Below are 16,417 nucleotides of genomic sequence, written 5' to 3'. Positions count from 1 at the left end.
GAGCTCACATGAAACGTGTCACCGGCATCGGCGGTATCTTTTTCCAGGCGAAAGACCCGGCCACCCTGCGCGCCTGGTATCAGACCCATCTCGGCATCGACGTGCAGGCCTGGGGCGGGGCCGCTTTCAGCTGGGCGGGCGAGGATGGCCAGCCTTGCGCCGGCACGACCATCTGGAATATCGCGCCGGCGCAGGGCGAGCCGTATGCGCCCGGCGCCTCGCCGTTCATGATCAATTACCGGGTCGACGATCTCGATGCGCTGCTGGACGCCTTGCGGGCCGAGGGCTGCCATGTGCTGGAGGCGGGCGAGGCGTCGGAATATGGCAAGTTCGGCTGGGTGCTTGACCCCGAGGGCAACAAGGTCGAGCTATGGCAGCCGCCGCCGGGGCAATAAGCGTCTACGGCCGCGCCGCCAGCGCCGGCAAATTCCATGGCGTGACGATCTGGATCGCCGACAGCGATTGGGCCTGCCGCAAGGGGGGCAGCGCGCCTTGCGCGCGCAGGATATCCTGGCAGGCGCGGCGCATGTCTTGGTCCAGGTCATGGTGCAGCACGGCCTGGATGGCGCCGGCGCGCAGCAGCGCCAGGTTGTCCGCGTCGAGGTCGTGGCCGATAAAGACCTTGCAGCGCCGGCCCGCCTGCGCGAACGATTCGACGATGGCCGCATTGCCGCCGCCTATCGAATACACGCCGGCAATGCCGGGGTGGTCCCGCAGCGCCTGGGCTACCTGTGGCCCCGTGGCGCCGTCGATGCCATGGCCTTCGCTCACTTCCACGATGGACAGGTTCCGATGGCGTTCGCGCAGCGCGCGCCGGAAACCGAGCTCGCGCTCTTCCTCGCCGTGGTAGCGGTTGCTGCTGAGCGTCACCAGCACCTGCTGTTGTTTTGCGCCGCCCATCCACTGGCCGATCAGGTAGGCGGCCGTTTCGCCGGCGGCGCGGTTGTCGATGCCGACATAGGTGCAGCGCCGTGAACCGGGCAGGTCGGTCACCAGGGTCACCACCGGGATGCCTGCGGCGGCCAGCCTGCCGACAGCATCGGCCACCTGCGGCAGGTCGGGGGCCTTGAGCAGCACGCCGTGGCTGCCGTTCTTGCGGATGCGTTCCAACAGCTCGACGATGCGTTCCACCTCCAGCGTTTCATGCAGGTGAAAGCGCGAGCGCAGCACGGCCGGGTGCAGCGACGGCAGTTCCGCCTCCAGCGCCTGGCGCACCGAGTCGGTGAAACGCTGCGGCGCCACCATCAGCACATCGATCATGAATTTCTTGCCGGACAAGCCCACCTGCACGCTCTGCCTGGCCAGTTCCTCCTGCGCCTGCAGCACCCGGCGCACGGTGGAAGGATGCACGCCAGCGCCGCCCCGGACGACGCGCTCGACAGTGGCAATGCTGACGCCGGCCTGCAGCGCGACAACTTTCAGGGGGAAGGGGTGGGCCATGAGTTGACGGTTTCTTGAGGGGTTTTCGGATCAAAAATGCAGGTTTCCTTGCTTATACTGATTTTACATTCAAAAAAAACACAGGAGACCTTCATGCACGAATACAGCGCCGCCAGCGCGCCGCCGCAGCCCTACTGGTTGTCCAGGCAGGACTGCGACCTGGACGCATTCCACCGCCTCGCCAGCCGGCAGACCGATGCCGCCGATTACCCGCACGCAGCAAGCGTGCAGTCCAGGGTGCCGGTCTACGACTGCGATAGCGTGCGCCGCCTGGGCAAAGACCCGGCAACCCTGCAAGCCCTGCAGGCCGAATGGGGCAGGGCGCTGCTCGGCGGTCCCGGCGTGATCGTGCTTCAGCGCGCCGTGGCGGACCTGGCCACGCTGGAGCAGGTGAGCAATGTATTTCGCGCGCTGATTGCCGAGCAGCATGCCAGCGGTAGCGCCAGTGGCGACCATTTTGCGAAACCCGGCGCCAATGACCGCATCTGGAATGCCCAGCAAAAGCTGTGCCTGCGCGACCCGGCCGCGTTCGGCCGCTATTACGGCAATCCCGTGCTGGTCTGGGTCAGCCAGGCCTGGCTGGGACCGGGCTACCAGATGACGGCGCAGGTCAATGTGGTCAACCCGGGTGGCGCGGCGCAGTCGGCGCACCGCGACTACCACCTGGGCTTTCAAAGCGAGGCCAGCAGCGCCAGCTTCCCGGCCCATGTGCATCACATGTCGGCCGCCTTGACCCTGCAGGGCGCGGTGGCCCATTGCGACATGCCGCTGGAGTCCGGCCCGACGCTGTATTTGCCTTACTCGCAGCTGTACCCGGCCGGCTACCTGGCGTATCACCAGCCGGCCTTCCGCGATTATTTCGAGCAGCACAAGGTGCAACTGCCCCTGGAGACGGGCGACGCCGTGTTCTTCAATCCGGCGCTGTTCCATGCGGCCGGCCACAACCGCTCGACCAGCATCCGGCGCATGGCCAATCTGCTGCAAGTGTCGTCGCCGTTCGGCCGCGCCATGGAAACGCTGGATCGCCAGGCCATGAGCCAGGCCCTGTATCCGGCCCTGCTGGCGCTGCGCGCGCAAGGCCAGCCGCGCGATGAAGCGGCGCACGCGGTGGCGGCCTGTGCCGAAGGCTATGCCTTTCCCTGCAACCTCGACCGCGACCCGCCGATCGGCGGCATGGCGCCTGCCACCCAGCAGCAAATCCTGCTGCAGGCGCTGGAGGAACAGTGGCCGCCAGCGCGCCTGGACGCGGCGCTGGCCGACAAACAATGGCGCCAGCAAGCCTGAGCCTTTACCAACAACAATGAGAGACACCATGACCAACACCATCCGTATCGGCCTGATCGGCGCCGGCTACATGGGCAAGGCCCACACCATCGCCTATAAATCCGTGCGCAGCATTTTCAATACCGAATTGATGCCTGTTTGTGAACTTATCTGCACCAGCAGTGACGAGGGTGCCGCGCGCTGCGCCCGGGAACTGGGCTGGAACCGCGCCACCGGCGACTGGCGCGCGCTGGTCAATGACCCGAATGTCGACGCCATCATCATCGCCACGCCGCCGCACACCCACAAAGACATCGTGCTGGCCGCGCTGGCGCTGGGCAAACCCGTGTTCTGCGAAAAGCCGCTGGGCTTTTCCGCCGCCGAATCGCTGTCGCTGGCCGAGGCGGCGGAAGCCGCCGGCGTGGCCAATATGGTGGGCTTCAACTATATCCGCACGCCGGCCAGCCAGCTGGCGCGGCAGATCATCGAAGCGGGCGAAATCGGCGAGATCATCCATGTGCAGGCCGAACATGTGGAGGACTATCTGCACGATCCGCGCGCGCAGGCATCGTGGCGCACGCGCGCGGCCACCGCCACCCGGGCCGGCGCCCTGGCCGACGTCGGCTCGCACCTGATCAACCTGGTGCTGCGCCTGGCCGGCCCGGTCGACAGGCTGGTGGCCGACATGAACGTGGTGCATGCCCATCGCGAGGGGCCGCAGGGCCGCGAAGCGGTGGAAAACGACGACCAGGGCAATCTGATACTGCGCTTTGCCAGCGGCGCCCTGGGCGCGCTGACCTTCAGCCGGGTGGCTGCCGGGCGCAAGATGGGCTATACCTACCGCATCACGGGCACCAAGGGCGCGATCGCCTTCGACCAGGAAAACCAGAACGAACTGTGGCTGTACGACGCCGGCCGCCCGGCCCAGCGCCAGGGTTTCCAGCGCATCTTGACTGGCCCAGCGCACCCGGACTACCTGGCGTTCAGCCAGGGCGCGGGCCACGGCACCGGCTATAACGACCAGATCGTGATCGAAGCGCGCGACTTCTTGCAGGCGATCGCCAGCGGCCAGGCCGTGTGGCCGACGTTTCGCGATGGCTACGAGGTCGACAGGGTGGTCGAGGCCGCGCTGCGCTCGATGCGCGAGCGGGGGTGGGTGTCGCTGGGATAATATGGGTCTCGGCGACGTCAAGAGCGGCGCTGGACAAGCCGGCACCCATGGTTTAAGTTGACGCCATGGAAAAACCGACTGAAACAACGCCACTCGACCTGCACTCTGCGGCATGGGCCAGCGTGGCCGATGCTTACGGCAGCGCTGAAAAAATCCCGGCGCTGCTGCAAGAACTGCGACACGGAGACGCCGAGGCCCTGGACGATTTATATGGCCATATCTGTCACCAGGGCTCGATTTACCCGGCCTCGGTCGCCGCATTCCCGCACCTGGTTTCGGTGGCGGCGGCAGTGGCAGCGCCGGACCTGCGCGCAGGCCTGTTGTCGCTGGCCGGCTCGATTTGTGAAAGCGCCAGCCTGGACGAGCAATTGCGGGCATCCCCTTGTGCCGCCGCATTTCGTGCGGCGGTGCCGGTCGCGCTAGCGATGGCGACAGCCGACCTGCAACAGGTTCAGGACAGGCTGAACGGTATCTACCTGCTCAAAGCCGCCGCCGCATTTGCCGGATTTGCCGGCGCGGCGCGGGTCTTGAGCGGTTTTGCCGACGAGGAGTTCTGCCTGGCTTGTCCCGGCTGCGGCATCGACCTGTATGTCTGGCCGGTGCCGGAAGGCTTGTCGGCCGCCACCGCAGACCCTGTCTTCACGCCATCGGCGAAAACGGCGCTGGTGATTGCCGGGCCGGTCGACAGTTCAGCCCAGCTCGCCGCCTTTGCCTGGCTGAAGGCGCAAACGGCCGCCTTGCCCTGCCTCGACGACGTCGCGTTTCGCCTGCCTTTCCTGTTTGGCAGCGCGCGCTGTGCCGAATGCGGCCACTCTTTTCCGCTGATGGAGGCGCTGGTCAGCGATGCATGGCATTAATCCGATGCATCGCTGAGGCGCGCCCAGTCGCCATTAATCCAGCTTCAAGGCTTTCGCCACATCTGCCCACGCCACATACTTGAAGTTCTGCGGGCCGTCCGGCAAGCGCTTGTAGCCGTCCTGGATCACCAGCATGCCTTGCGCATACGGGCCGCCCAGGTTACTTGAGGTCACTTCCAGGCCATCGGTCTCGGAGGTGCCATCGATGCCGGCCTGCAGGTTGAAGCCGACCCGGAAGCGGCCGCGCACCTTGTACGGGGCGGTGGCGTCCAGCACCACGTAGCTGCTGTCGCCCTGGCTGGAGACCACCAGGTAGCTGGGGGCGCCATTGCGGCCGTGGTAGATGGCCATGCCTTCCACGTCGGCCGCCAGGTTGGCGCCGACCGGCAATACCATGCTGAGGGCGTCCGGCCTGGCCGCATCGGCCGAGGTGGTCCAGACGCCGCGCCGCTCTTCGCCGAGGAACAAACGGCCGCTGTTATCGTCGGCCACGCAGCCTTCGGGTTGGGTGGCGACCTTGAAGCTGCGCAGCAGGGTGGCGCCGAATTTGCCGTCACTCATGCCTATCTGGTACTGCTGGAAAGTGCCGTCCTTGTCGTTGATAAATGCTTCCACGCCGCCCGCCTTGGGCTGGTACAAGCACATGCCGTAGATATCGTTCAGGCCGGTGGCAAAGCTGCCGGCGACGCTGAGCTCGCCATTGGCGGCAATGCTGAACAACATCATGGTGTTGTCGTCGCGGCGGGTGGCGACGGCCAGGTCGACCTTGGCGCCGCCCAGGTTGATGCCCTGGCGCACGTCGACATTGTTCAGCCTGCCCACTTCCAGCAACTGCGTCTGCTTGCCCTGCAGGTCGTAGACCAGCAGGCCCTGCTTTTTATTCGTGCCCAGGATGCGTGCGTCGGCCGGGTTGCTGGACAGCCAGATGGCCGGATCGTCGGCTGCGTCGCCCTGGCGCGCCATCGGCTCCGTTTGCGCCTGCGGTTCGATAATGGCCACCGGCATCGTTTTTTCGGCCTTGCCCTGCCAGTCCAGGGCGCGCGACTGCCAGCCATTTTTGCCGCGCAGCAGCAGTTTGCCCTCGTCCAGGGCCAGCTGGCTGTCGCCCTTGCGCGCGTTCAGGGCCACGGCTTGTGGCGGCAAGGCCGTCCAGCGGCCATCCTTGTGCGCCAGCAGATGCAGTTTTGCGGCCTTGGCGTCCAGCACCGCCACGCCGCCCGGCAGCACGGCCAAGGCGCCGGCGCCGCCGTCCAGCTGGCCGTAAGGGCGGCGCAAGGCCACCGCCTCGCGCTTGCCCATGCCTTCGGACTCGGCGTCATAGGCCCACACACCCAGGTTGCCCTCGCTGACCAGCAATTGCTTGGCGCCATCGTCAACCCGGCAATGCTTGACGTGCGGCGGCAGGGCCAGCTTGCGCACCAGGCGGCGCTGTTCGCCCTGCATCACCCATTGCTCGGCCTGGCCATCCTTGGCGATCAGGAACAGATGATCGAGCCGCTGGGCGTCGCGGTACAAACAGGACGCTTCCACCGAAAACGTGGCGTCCGGGAACGGTGCCAGCCGCGTGAGTTTACCGGCTTGCAGGTCCACCGTGACGGGCACGGGGCGCTGCGTATCGGCTTCCAGGAAGACGGCCAGCACCTGGTCACCGGCGATGCGCGTGTCGAGCTGCTTGGCGCGCACCGGGATATTGTCCTGCTCGCGGCCGCTTTTGTCGAACAGGTGCAGGCCATGCTTGTCCAGCGCCAGCCAGCCGCCGCCGGGCAGGCGCGCCAGTTCTTCGGCCTGTTGCGTAAAGGCGGGCAGGGCAGGCAAGTTGGCGGCCAGCACGCTGGCCGGGGCGGCAAAAGCGGCCAGCAGGGCGGCGCAGAGCAGGGATTGTTTCATCGTTTTCATTAAAAGGCGCTCGCTTTCAGGCTCAGCTTGTAGGTGCGGCCGTATTGTTCGTTCTGCACGTTGAACTGCTTCGTGCCTTGATAGACATAGTATTTTTCATTGTTCAGGTTGGCCGCCTCGAACGTCAGCTGGAGTTGCTTGCTGAGCTGGTACGACAGCGAAAAATCGAGCTGCTTCTGGCTGTCGACAATATGGTCCTGGCTTTGCTGCAGGATATCGCCGCCCATTTCCAGCAGATACGGCGACTTGTAGTTGAGGGCCAGGCGGGCGCTGACGGGGCCGGTTTCATAGCCCAGCATCAAATTCATCACCTGGTTCGACTGGCCCGGCAGGCGGATGTTGCGCGACAACTGGCGGCCGGCCGCCTTGTCGTAGCGGGCGATCTGCGCCGACGAGGTGGTCAAGGTGCCGTTGACGCCCAGCAGGAGCTGGTTGAACGGTGCGGGCAACATGCGCAGCGGCTGCATGTAAGAAAGCTCGATACCTTTGACCTTGGCCGCGTCGCCATTCGCATACGAGGTGGCGCTGGTGTAGCTGGCCCACTGGCCGGTGCCGGCCAGGTTGGTGGTGTAGGTAAAATTCTTGATGTCCTTGTAGAAACCGTAGGCCGACAGCACGCCGTCGTTGCCCAGCACCCGCTCGATGCCGAGGTCCAGGTTGTTGGCCTTCAAGGGTTTCAGGTCCGGGTTGCCGATCACCGCTTCCGTATTGCTGGCCAGGCTGACGCCGGGCGCCAACTGGCTGAAGTTGGCCCGTACCACGGCCTGGGTCCAGGCGGCGCGCACGCTGGTCTTCTGGTCGAGGTCGTAGCGCGTCTGCAGGTTCGGCAGCCAGTTGGTGTAGGAACGCTCGCGCGTCAAGGGGGTGGCGACGCCGCTGCTGTTCACTTGCGAGCCGGCGGCTTCAAAGCTGGTGCGCTCGGCGCGCACGCCGCCCAGCACATGCCAGGCATCGAAGTCATAGCTGTTCTGCACGTACATGGAATTGATGTCTTCCTGCATGCGGTAGTCATTGATGATCGATTCGGTGGCCAGGCGCGCCTTGTCGCGGTCCAGGCCGGCCACGCGGGCGCGGATCAAAGCGGGGTCGAGCGCCACGCCGATGGCGCCCAGGTCGTAGTCGAGATTGCGGCCCTGCACGAAAGCGCTCATGGCGGTGCTGCCCGCACCCCAGTAATTGCCGCTGGTGGCCTTGCTGCTGTTATACGCCCATTGATTGGTGTCATTGGTTTTTTCGCGGCGGCTGGCCTTGGCGCCGAATTTCAGGGTGGCGCTATCGAACTTGCGGGTGAGATCGATGCGCGCATGGTGTTCATTGTCTTTCGAATAGCGCTGCTGCAGGGTGATGGCGTTCAGTGCATAGCTGGCCGGGTCGTACAGCGAGGCCGGGCCGGTCAACAGCGGCTGCTGGGTGTCGGTAAAGCCGACGCCGGCGATATTGCTGGTGGCGCGAAAACGTCCGTCGTTCAAGGACTCCGGCGTGTCTTCGGTGGCGCGGCTGGCGCCGCCCTTGATATCGAGGGTCCAGTCGCCCGCCGTTTGCTGGGTGCCCAATACCAGGGACCGCACCTGCTGCGTGTACTTGCGCTGGCGGATGCGGCGTTCGGCGCGCGCCGTGCCCGTTTCGCCTTCCGCCAGGCTGCCGCCCGCGATATTGCTGATGGTGATACGGTCGCGCACTTCATTGTCGGAAAACTCGCTGAGGAAAGAGCGCAGGAACCAGCTGTTGCCCGCTTCGGGGCGGTAGTCGAGGTTGACGGCCAGCGCGCCGCGCTTCCTCACCGGGAGGTAGTCGCGCAATTCCAGGCTGCTCAGGCGGCCGTTGCTCCAGGCGCCGCCGGTTTCCACGTCGTCGGAACCGAAGGAGCGCTTTTCGGCGCTGATGCCGGCCGCCACGCCCAGCTTGCCATCGAGAAAGCGCTGGGCCCACAGCGCGCCGCCGCTGGGGCTGGTCTTGCCGGTTTTATCGTCGTGGCTGGCGGCGATATTCGCCGACAACAGTTTGCCCGGCACATCGAAGGCCGACAGCGATTTCACCTCCACCGTGGCGCCCAGCGAGTTGGCGTCCATTTCCGGCAGCAGGGTTTTGGACACTTCCAGGGTGCGGATCAGGCCGGCCGGCAGGATGTCGAGCGCGACGGCGCGGCGGCCCGCTTCGGGCGAGGGCACCAGGGCGCCATTGATGGTGACGGCGTTCAGGTCCGGCCCCAGGCCGCGCACGGTGATATAGCGGCCTTCGCCCTGGTCGCGCTGCACGGAAACGCCGGGCAACCTGGCCAGCGCTTCGGCCGCGTTCTTGTCGGGCAGGCCGCCGATATCGTCGCTGCTGATCACGCTGACGATATTGTCGGCCTTTTCCTGGGCCGCAATCGCATTGCGCAGGCTGGAACGCTGGCCCTTGATGACTACTGTAGCGGACTCGTCCTGGGCCTGCGCTGGCGCATGGAAGGCGGCCATCACGGCCAGGGCCAGCGCGGACAGGCGCAGCGGGGAAGACATCGAAGAAGTGATGCTGGTTTTCATGTTGGGCTCAAGAGGGGAGTGGAGGGAACCGGGCGGATTCTAGGCAGCAAATATGACCGATCCATGACAGGGCGCGGCACAAACGCGCGCTGGCAGCGGGTTTCAGGCCCGGATGAGCTGAAATGACTCTTGCACGCACGGGCCAGGGCGGCGGCGCCATGTTTTTAGCGGGGCTTTCGCTCTCGCCGTGAGCCGTTTGCACCTGTCGCCGCCGCGCCACGCGCATGTCATCGTGCTGTCATGGCTGGCCGGTATGGTGGGCGCACTTGTCAAAAAGGGTAACGCCATGCTGCAACTTCACCGCAACAGTCTGATCGCCGCCGCGCTGGCGCTGCCGGTCTTTTTCCTGCTGTATTCGACCCTGGGCGTGGCCAAGCCGTTTCACGCCTGGAAATGGATGGACATCGTCTGCGAAGGCGGCACGGCCGTGATGGCGGGCATCTGGTTCCTGTTCACCCTCAGCAGCCGGCCGCGCGGGCTGGTGACGCGCCTGCTGGCGGGCGGCCTGTGCGCCATCATGCTGGGGTCCTGGGCCGATTGTCTCGATGAATTCTTTGCCGTCGACAAGCAGGAGCTGTGGGACAACTGGCTCGAAGCGCTGATTCCTTTCGGCATGCTGCTGGTGACGGTGGGCATGTACTACTGGCGCCATGAACAGTTTCGCCTGAACGAGCACCTGCAAAAGCGCGAGCGCCTGTTCCGCGACCATCGTGCATTCGACCGCATCACCCAGCTGGCCGACGCCAGCTATCTGCGCACGCAGCTGCGGCTGGAGCAGGAGCGCCGCCCCGGCGTCGATTGTGCGCTGGTGCTGCTCGATATCGACAAATTTCATTTGATCAACCGCGAACACGGCCATGCCGAAGGCGACCGCGTGCTGCAGGCGGTCGGCCATATGCTGCTGCTGAACTTGCGCAATGACGACCTGCTGTGCCGCTATGCGGGCGACCGCTTTGCCGTGCTGATGCCGGGCGTGGCCCGCACGGACGCCGTCGAGGTGGCGCGCCACCTGTGTTTCATGGTCGGCCAGATGCGCCATTTCGCCAGGGATGGCGAAGTGGCCCTGAGCCTGCGCCATGCCTGCTCGATGACCGATGGCGTACCCGAAGTGGTGCTGGCCGAGCTGAGCCGTGCCGTGGAAACGCCGCTGCGCGGCGCGGCGCCCGCTTGAACTGCCCGGTGAAACTGACGCAGGCAATGGAGCCCAGCATTGCGGCGCGGCACCAGCCGGCGCTGGTGCTCGGCTATGCCCGCTCGCGCGATGCGCCCGGCGCGCCGCTGCTGCGCGGCACCGGTCTCGACAGCGTCGACGATGGGCTGGATGACAGCCTGCTGTCGGCCACCCAATACCTGCAGTTGCTGGCCAATGTGGCGCGCAGCCTCGATAGCAGCGATACCAGTTTCATGCTGGGCCAGCAATTGCTGCCCGGGCACTATGGCGCCGTCAGCCACGCGTTGCTGCAGGCGCAGAATCTGCGCCAGGCCCTGGGCGTGCTGTGCGGCAGCCATACACGACTGTGTCCGCTGTTGCAGCCGCGCCTGCGCGACGCCGGCGCCTTGCAGGTGCTGTACTGGACCGATGCCTTCGGCGCGCCGAGCCAGTTGCCCTTCCTGGTCGAAATGCACATGACGGCCCTGAGCGCCATGTGCCGCTGGCTGGCCGGCGAGAAGCTGCCATGGCGCTATTGCTTCAACCGCGCGCGGCCGCGCCATGTGGAACAGCACGAGGTACACCTGGGCCAGGACTTGCGTTTCGATTGCCAGCTCGACGCCATGCTGATCGACACGGCCTGGCTGGACCGGCCCTGGCCACGCGGCAACGCCACCGCGGCCGCCCTGGCGCAGCGCGCCGCCAGCCTGGAGGCGGCGCCCGCGCCCAGCCTGCTTGGCGGCCTGTACGATTATCTGCTGCGCGAACTGCGCCGCGCGCCGACCCTGGAGCGCACGGCGCAGGACTTCGGCGTCAGCCCGGCCACCCTGAAGCGCCACCTGGCGCGCCACGGCAGCCACTTCCAGGCCGAGCTCGACCAGGTGCGCGCACACAAGGCCATCTATCTGTTCCAGGCCCATGGCTATGACAACGACGCCGTGGCCGCCTACCTGGGTTTTCACGACGCCACCAATTTTCGCCGCTCGTTCAAGCGCTGGACCGGGCAGACGCCGCAATTGCTGCGCCACGCGCTCGGTTTGTTCGTCTCGGGATAGGCGTCCGGGCCACGCACAGATAGGTTCCAGAGCGAACAATTGCCCTTCCGGCTACATCCATAGTACACTCGACAAGAGCGATAACAGACGCTGGAAAATGGCCAGGCCGGCCACCAACCCTGTGCGGTCGCTGGCGCATCCCGGGCACGGATGACGGCCAGAAACCGACAACTTGATAACCTCAATCGTGTATTCACAATCGCAAATCGATCCAGTCGTCAGTTTCCGCAACACCCAGGGTGAAGCGGTGCGCGGTACGATTTTCAACCTGCAGCGCAATTCGCTGGTGATGGAAATCTACAATCCCTATTCGATCGTGCAGGTGAGCGAAGTGCTCAATGAACTGACCGTGCGCATGGGGGCCAAGAACGCTTATGTCGGCAAGGCGGTGGTCATCAGCAGCGTCAATACGGGGCTGACCGCCATCGTGTCGGTGACCCTGATCGATGAATGGCGCGAACTGAGCGACGTGGTGGTGGTCAAGGGCGCCATCGGCCGCGAATCGTCGGCCTTTGTCACCGGCTGGAGCGAACGCTCGCGCATCAGCCGCGATTACCAGATCGTCGTCAACGAGATGCGCGCCTTTTTGTCGGAAGTGGCGCGCTGGGTCGAGCAGGTCGACCTGTCCGATTCGCTGCCGAAAGAAAATGGCCGCCTGCGCAGCGATATTTTCGATGAACTGGCGCAGCCGCTGATGGAACAAACCCAGCTGTACTTGCGCCAGCTGGAAACGGCCGCCGCGCAAGTGCCCGACGAGCATGCGCCGGCCCACCGCGCGTTTGCCCAGGCCGCCCTGCATCCCATGATCCTGCGCGCGCCGTTCGTGTTCCGCACCTTTACCAAGCCGCTCGGCTATGCGGGCGACTACCAGATGGTCAACCAGTTGCTCGATGATCCGCGCCAGGGCCCCAGCACTTATTTTCAGATCGTCAATGCTGCCTTTTTGCAGGCGGCGGTGGCCACCGCGCACCGCAACCGCATCGACATTCTGACGGACTTTCTCGCGCAAAAAGCGGCGGAGGCGCGCCAGGCCGGGCGCGTGTTTCGCGTGCTCAATGTCGGCTGCGGCCCGGCCGTCGAGGTACAGCGCTTCCTCGACACCTGCATGGATGCGCAGTGGCTGTCGTTCGAGCTGGTCGACTTCAGCGGCGAGACCCTGGACTGGACCCGCGCGCGTCTGGACACCATCATGCAGCGCACGGGCCGCCCGGCCGTGATCGAATACGTGCACGACTCCGTGCACAACCTGCTCAAGCGCCGCCACGGCCCCGCGCAGGCGGAGGCGGGCAGGGGCGGCGATTTCGACGCCGTATATTGCGCCGGCCTGTTCGATTACTTGTCCGACAAGGTCTGCGCGCGCCTGCTGATGCACTTCGCGGCGCGCGTGGGGCCGGGCGGGCGCTTGCTGGTCACCAACGTGCATGAAAACAATCCCGGCAAGTTCGGCATGGAGCATCTGCTGGAATGGCATTTGATCTACCGCAATGAAGCGACCTTGTCGGCCCTGCTGCCCGAGTATGCGGTCGAGCGCCACATCTATGTCGACGCCACCGGCGTGAATGTGTTTGCGGAAGTGAGCATTCCGTGATGGACAGACCAGGCCTGCATGCCGGCTACACGGCCGTGTTGCGCGACTTCCGGCTGGAATTCAGCCGTGGCGGGGCGTATACCGGCATTGTGCTGATCCTGCTGGGCATGGGCCTGGATTCGGCGCTGTATCCGGACATGCAGCGCTCGTTTACGGGCGCGCGGGTGCTGGTCGCGGCGCTGATTTTTTGCGTGGCGCTGGCCATGCGCACGCGCTGGGCGCAGGAACGCATCGCCTGGATGACGTTTGCCTGGCTGCTGCTGCCGCAACTGATGATCGCCTGGATGATCGCCATGACCGAAGGCGCGGCCTCGATCTATTACGTCGGCATGACCCTGGCGATCTATTCTTCGGGTATCGTGCTGGCCTTCGGCCTGTGGCAGAACATGGTGTTCGGCGCGCTGTCCTGCCTGCTGTACGTGGCCGCCTGCGCCTGGCATGCGGGCGGCGCGCAGCTGTCGCCGGAATTCGTCGTCAACTGCCTGTTCCTGGTAATGTCGGCCAGCATCAGCGCCGTGTTTACCTACTTTAACGAACGCGCGCGCTTCATGCTGTTCCAGCTGAAGGCCGAAGTCGCGCAAAAGAATTTGCAGCTGGAAGAGACCAACAAGGACCTGGCCGATATCAAGGGCCAGATGCTGCAGCAGGAAAAGATGGCGGCGATCGGCACGCTGGCGGCCGGCTTGCTGCATGAAGTCAACAACCCCGTCAATTTCTGCATGATGGCGATCGACGTTGCCATGGAAGAGCCGGCCGCGCGTCAGAACGCCCTGATCAGCGAATGCCTGGCCGACGCCAAGCAGGGCATGCTGCGGGTGCAGCACATCGTCTCGGACCTGAAGACCTTTGCCTACCGCAAGAGCGGCGACCAGCTCGAACGGGGCCACTTCCAGTTCCAGCGCGCGCTGGAGTCCGCCATCCGCCTGGTCGGCCACGAAACCAAGAACGTCGATATCAGCCATGCATTGCCTGAAGACACCCTGGTGCGCGGCGACGAGGCGGCCATCGTCGGCGTGCTGATCAACCTGCTGGGCAACGCCGTGCTGTCGATGCGCAAGCGCAATCTGCAGCCCTTCGAAATCCGCATCAGTGCGTACTGGCAGGACGAGCGGCTGCATGTCAGCGTGCGCGACAACGGCCCCGGCATCGAGCCGGAAAACCTGGCGCGCGTGTTCGAACCGTTCTTTACCACCCGCGAAGTGGGCCAGGGGCTGGGCCTGGGGCTGAGCATCAGCTATGGCGTGATCAAGCGCCATGGTGGCACCTTGTCGGCCGAGAGCGTGTTCGGTTCCTGGGCCAGCATGAATTTTGACCTGCAGCGCTCCGACTGGGAGGGCCGCTAGCATGGAACTCGACAGCCGCGCCACGGTGCTGTATGTGGACGACGAGGAACTGGCGTGCAAGTATTTTGCCCATCTTGCCGGCGCGCGCTACCGCGTGCTGACGGCCGCCGGCGTCGACCAGGCGCTGGCGCAGCTGGCCGAAAGCGGCGCGCGCATCGACGTGCTGGTGACCGACTACCGCATGCCGGGCCGCCTGGGCAGCGAGCTGCTGCCGGAAGTCGAGCGCCGTTATCCGCACATCGTGTGCATGCTGGCCACCGCCTATGCCGACAAGCAGGTGCTGCTGGAACTGATCAACGCCGGCTCGCTGTTCCGCCTGCTGGAAAAACCGCTGGAGACAAACGAACTGCTGCGCGCCCTGGAACTGGCGGTGCAGGCCGGGCGCGCCCGCGCGGCGCGCCGCCTGGGCCTGATGGCGATCGACGAATCGCTGGCCTTCCTGGAACATGAACTCAATACGCCGCTGGCGGCGGTGGCCAATTTTGCGCGCGGCATCGAACGGCGCGCCACCGCGCTGCACGGCGAAGAGGCCGAGATCGCCGAAGCGGCGGCGCTGATGCATGACAATGCGCGCTATTGCCTGGCGGTGCTGGCCAGCTTTGTCGACACCGTGCGCCTGGCCGGGACCGGGACCGGCACTGGCACCGCGACCGCGACCGCGACCGGCATCGGGACCGGCAGCAGTGCGCGGCAACTGCTGGCCGGCTTGCTCGACAGCTACCCCATGACGCCACGCCAGCGCGCCTGCATCACGCTGCAGGAGGGCGGCGATTTCGCCATTGCCGAGTCACCCCATTGCGTTTCGCTGATCCTGTCATCGGTGCTGGGCAGTAGCTTGCGCGCGCTCGAGGGCCATGCGAGTCCGGCCATCGTGCTGGCGGTGACGGCTGGCAGCATCAGCGTGCGCAGAAATGCCGATGGCGGCGCCGGCCCTGAGCTGGCCGAACACCTGCTGCGCGATCCGCTGGCCACCGCCGGCCCGCAAGCGCCGGGCTGGAACCTGATCTTCTGCAAACGCATGATGCAGTCGTTCGGCGGTACCATAGTTATCGCCACCGAGCATGGCAGTTCCACCACCGTCACCCTGAATTTTCCAGTAACTATAAGGAACGAGCATGATTGACGCCCCTCTGCCTTTGCCGGCCCAGCGCGAGCCGGTACCCGCCTTGCCGACGATACTGTATGTCGATGACGAGGCCAACGCCCTCAAATATTTCCAGCGCGCCATGTCGCCGCTGGCCCATGTGCTGACCGCCATGTCGGTCGAGGAGGGCAAGCGCGTGCTCGACGAACACGCGGCCCGGATCGCCGTGCTGGTCTCCGACCAGCGCATGCCTGGCGCCTACGGCAATGAATTGCTGTCGTATGCCTGGGACCGCCATCCGCATATCGTGCGCATTCTCACCACCGCGTATTCCGAGATGGAACATACGGTGGAGGCCGTCAACCAGGGCCAGATCCACCGCTATATCCAGAAGCCGTGGGATATCGCGGCGCTGCGCATGGAGTTGAAGCAGGCGCTGGCGCTGGCGCAGCTGCGCAGCGAGCACGCCCAGTTGCTGCGCGAAAAGCTGCTGGTGCGCCAGCGCCAGGCGGTCGCCAACCGCATCGGCTGCCTGTACAGCCTGTGTGCCAGCCTGGCCGGGCCGGAGCAGCAATTGCCGGTGGAAGCGTATCTGTCGGCCGCCTTGACGGCCGGCGTGATTGCGCCGGAACCGGACTGGCTGCTGATGGATTATGCCGACCTGGTCGCGTCGGAGGCATTCCGCAGCACCGCCTTCGGCGCCGATGTGCGGCAGCAGCTCGACGCGCTGGAAGCGGCGCACCCGGGACGCGGCGTGGAGCAGACCATCGACCTGCTGCTGCCGGTGTTCGGCGCGGCGGTGCGCGACGTTGGCGGCACGATATTGTTTCTTGAGAGCCGCTTGTTGACGGAATTTCTGGAAGCGCCGACCGGCACGCCGGTCTCGTCGACGCACGCTTTCTGGCTGGCCAGCCTGCTGTGGCTGGCGCGGCGCGGCTGGTCGCTGCAGGTCGATGCCAGCGAGCAGGGCTTGCAGGGCAAGGTGATGCAGGCCGAACCGGCGCTCACGCCCGATCACCTGGCGGCGTGGATCGAGCAGTTCTGACCG

General features: G+C 65.5%; 13 protein-coding genes. 10 read left to right on the top strand and 3 right to left on the bottom strand.

All coding sequences use genetic code 11. The features are described from left to right. Window positions 1–8 precede the first annotated feature (8 nt). A complete protein-coding gene (locus Q8L25_RS21645; protein WP_308921357.1) occupies window positions 9–395 on the top strand; it encodes a VOC family protein in 387 nt (128 codons plus the stop codon). Between the two features lie 4 nt (window positions 396–399). Here Q8L25_RS21645 and Q8L25_RS21640 read toward each other — a convergent pair whose 3' ends face one another. Beyond that, window positions 400–1,440 carry a LacI family DNA-binding transcriptional regulator gene (locus Q8L25_RS21640; protein ID WP_308921356.1) on the bottom strand — a complete coding sequence of 347 codons (1,041 nt, stop codon included), beginning with the start codon at window positions 1,438–1,440 and terminating at the stop codon, window positions 400–402. 93 nt (window positions 1,441–1,533) lie between these two features. Here Q8L25_RS21640 and Q8L25_RS21635 point away from each other — a divergent pair, with 93 nt between their 5' ends. From Q8L25_RS21635 to Q8L25_RS21625, 3 genes are all read left to right on the top strand, one after another. Continuing rightward, entirely contained in the window at window positions 1,534–2,724 is a 1,191-nt protein-coding gene (locus Q8L25_RS21635) for a phytanoyl-CoA dioxygenase family protein (protein ID WP_308921355.1), read from the top strand. A gap of 28 nt (window positions 2,725–2,752) precedes the next feature. Continuing rightward, complete coding sequence (locus tag Q8L25_RS21630) at window positions 2,753–3,874, top strand: Gfo/Idh/MocA family oxidoreductase (protein ID WP_308921354.1); 1,122 nt, start codon at window positions 2,753–2,755, stop codon at window positions 3,872–3,874. Window positions 3,875–3,939: 65 nt separating this feature from the next. Continuing rightward, on the top strand, window positions 3,940–4,731 hold the full coding sequence (locus Q8L25_RS21625; protein WP_308921353.1) for a hypothetical protein: 792 nt from the start codon (window positions 3,940–3,942) through the stop codon (window positions 4,729–4,731). Window positions 4,732–4,764: 33 nt separating this feature from the next. On the opposite strand, the gene Q8L25_RS21620 is transcribed toward Q8L25_RS21625, so the two are convergent. Both Q8L25_RS21620 and Q8L25_RS21615 read right to left on the bottom strand, forming a co-directional pair. Beyond that, window positions 4,765–6,618, bottom strand: a complete 1,854-nt coding sequence (locus Q8L25_RS21620) for a phytase (protein ID WP_308921352.1) — start codon at window positions 6,616–6,618, stop codon at window positions 4,765–4,767. 8 nt (window positions 6,619–6,626) lie between these two features. Further along, a complete protein-coding gene (locus tag Q8L25_RS21615; protein ID WP_308921351.1) occupies window positions 6,627–9,149 on the bottom strand; it encodes a TonB-dependent receptor in 2,523 nt (840 codons plus the stop codon). 187 nt (window positions 9,150–9,336) lie between these two features. Here Q8L25_RS21615 and Q8L25_RS21610 point away from each other — a divergent pair, with 187 nt between their 5' ends. The 6 genes from Q8L25_RS21610 (at window position 9,337) to Q8L25_RS21585 (ending at window position 16,414) form a co-directional block, all read left to right on the top strand. After that, the gene (locus Q8L25_RS21610; protein ID WP_308921350.1) at window positions 9,337–10,320 is read left to right on the top strand and encodes a GGDEF domain-containing protein; all 984 of its coding nucleotides are present in this window, start codon (window positions 9,337–9,339) and stop codon (window positions 10,318–10,320) included. A 26-nt stretch (window positions 10,321–10,346) separates the two neighbouring features. Then, window positions 10,347–11,354: an AraC family transcriptional regulator ligand-binding domain-containing protein gene (locus tag Q8L25_RS21605; RefSeq protein ID WP_308921349.1), complete on the top strand. Its 1,008-nt coding sequence runs from the start codon at window positions 10,347–10,349 to the stop codon at window positions 11,352–11,354. Window positions 11,355–11,541: 187 nt separating this feature from the next. Further along, window positions 11,542–12,942, top strand: coding sequence for a class I SAM-dependent methyltransferase (locus tag Q8L25_RS21600; protein WP_308925774.1), 1,401 nt, complete (start codon window positions 11,542–11,544; stop codon window positions 12,940–12,942). Beyond that, window positions 12,942–14,285, top strand: coding sequence for a HAMP domain-containing sensor histidine kinase (locus Q8L25_RS21595; protein WP_308921348.1), 1,344 nt, complete (start codon window positions 12,942–12,944; stop codon window positions 14,283–14,285). The genes Q8L25_RS21600 and Q8L25_RS21595 overlap by 1 nt, the downstream gene beginning before the upstream one ends. Before the next feature lies 1 nt (window position 14,286). Then, a complete protein-coding gene (locus tag Q8L25_RS21590; RefSeq protein WP_308921347.1) occupies window positions 14,287–15,408 on the top strand; it encodes a response regulator in 1,122 nt (373 codons plus the stop codon). After that, a complete protein-coding gene (locus Q8L25_RS21585) occupies window positions 15,401–16,414 on the top strand; it encodes a response regulator (protein ID WP_308921346.1) in 1,014 nt (337 codons plus the stop codon). The genes Q8L25_RS21590 and Q8L25_RS21585 overlap by 8 nt, the downstream gene beginning before the upstream one ends. Window positions 16,415–16,417: the final 3 nt, after the last annotated feature.

Origin of the sequence: Janthinobacterium sp. J1-1 (genome assembly GCF_030944405.1) — a bacterium.
Taxonomy (GTDB): Bacteria; Pseudomonadota; Gammaproteobacteria; order Burkholderiales; family Burkholderiaceae_D; genus Janthinobacterium.
Note: the sequence above shows the minus strand (reverse complement) of the source record. Positions and strands in the feature narration are given on the sequence as shown.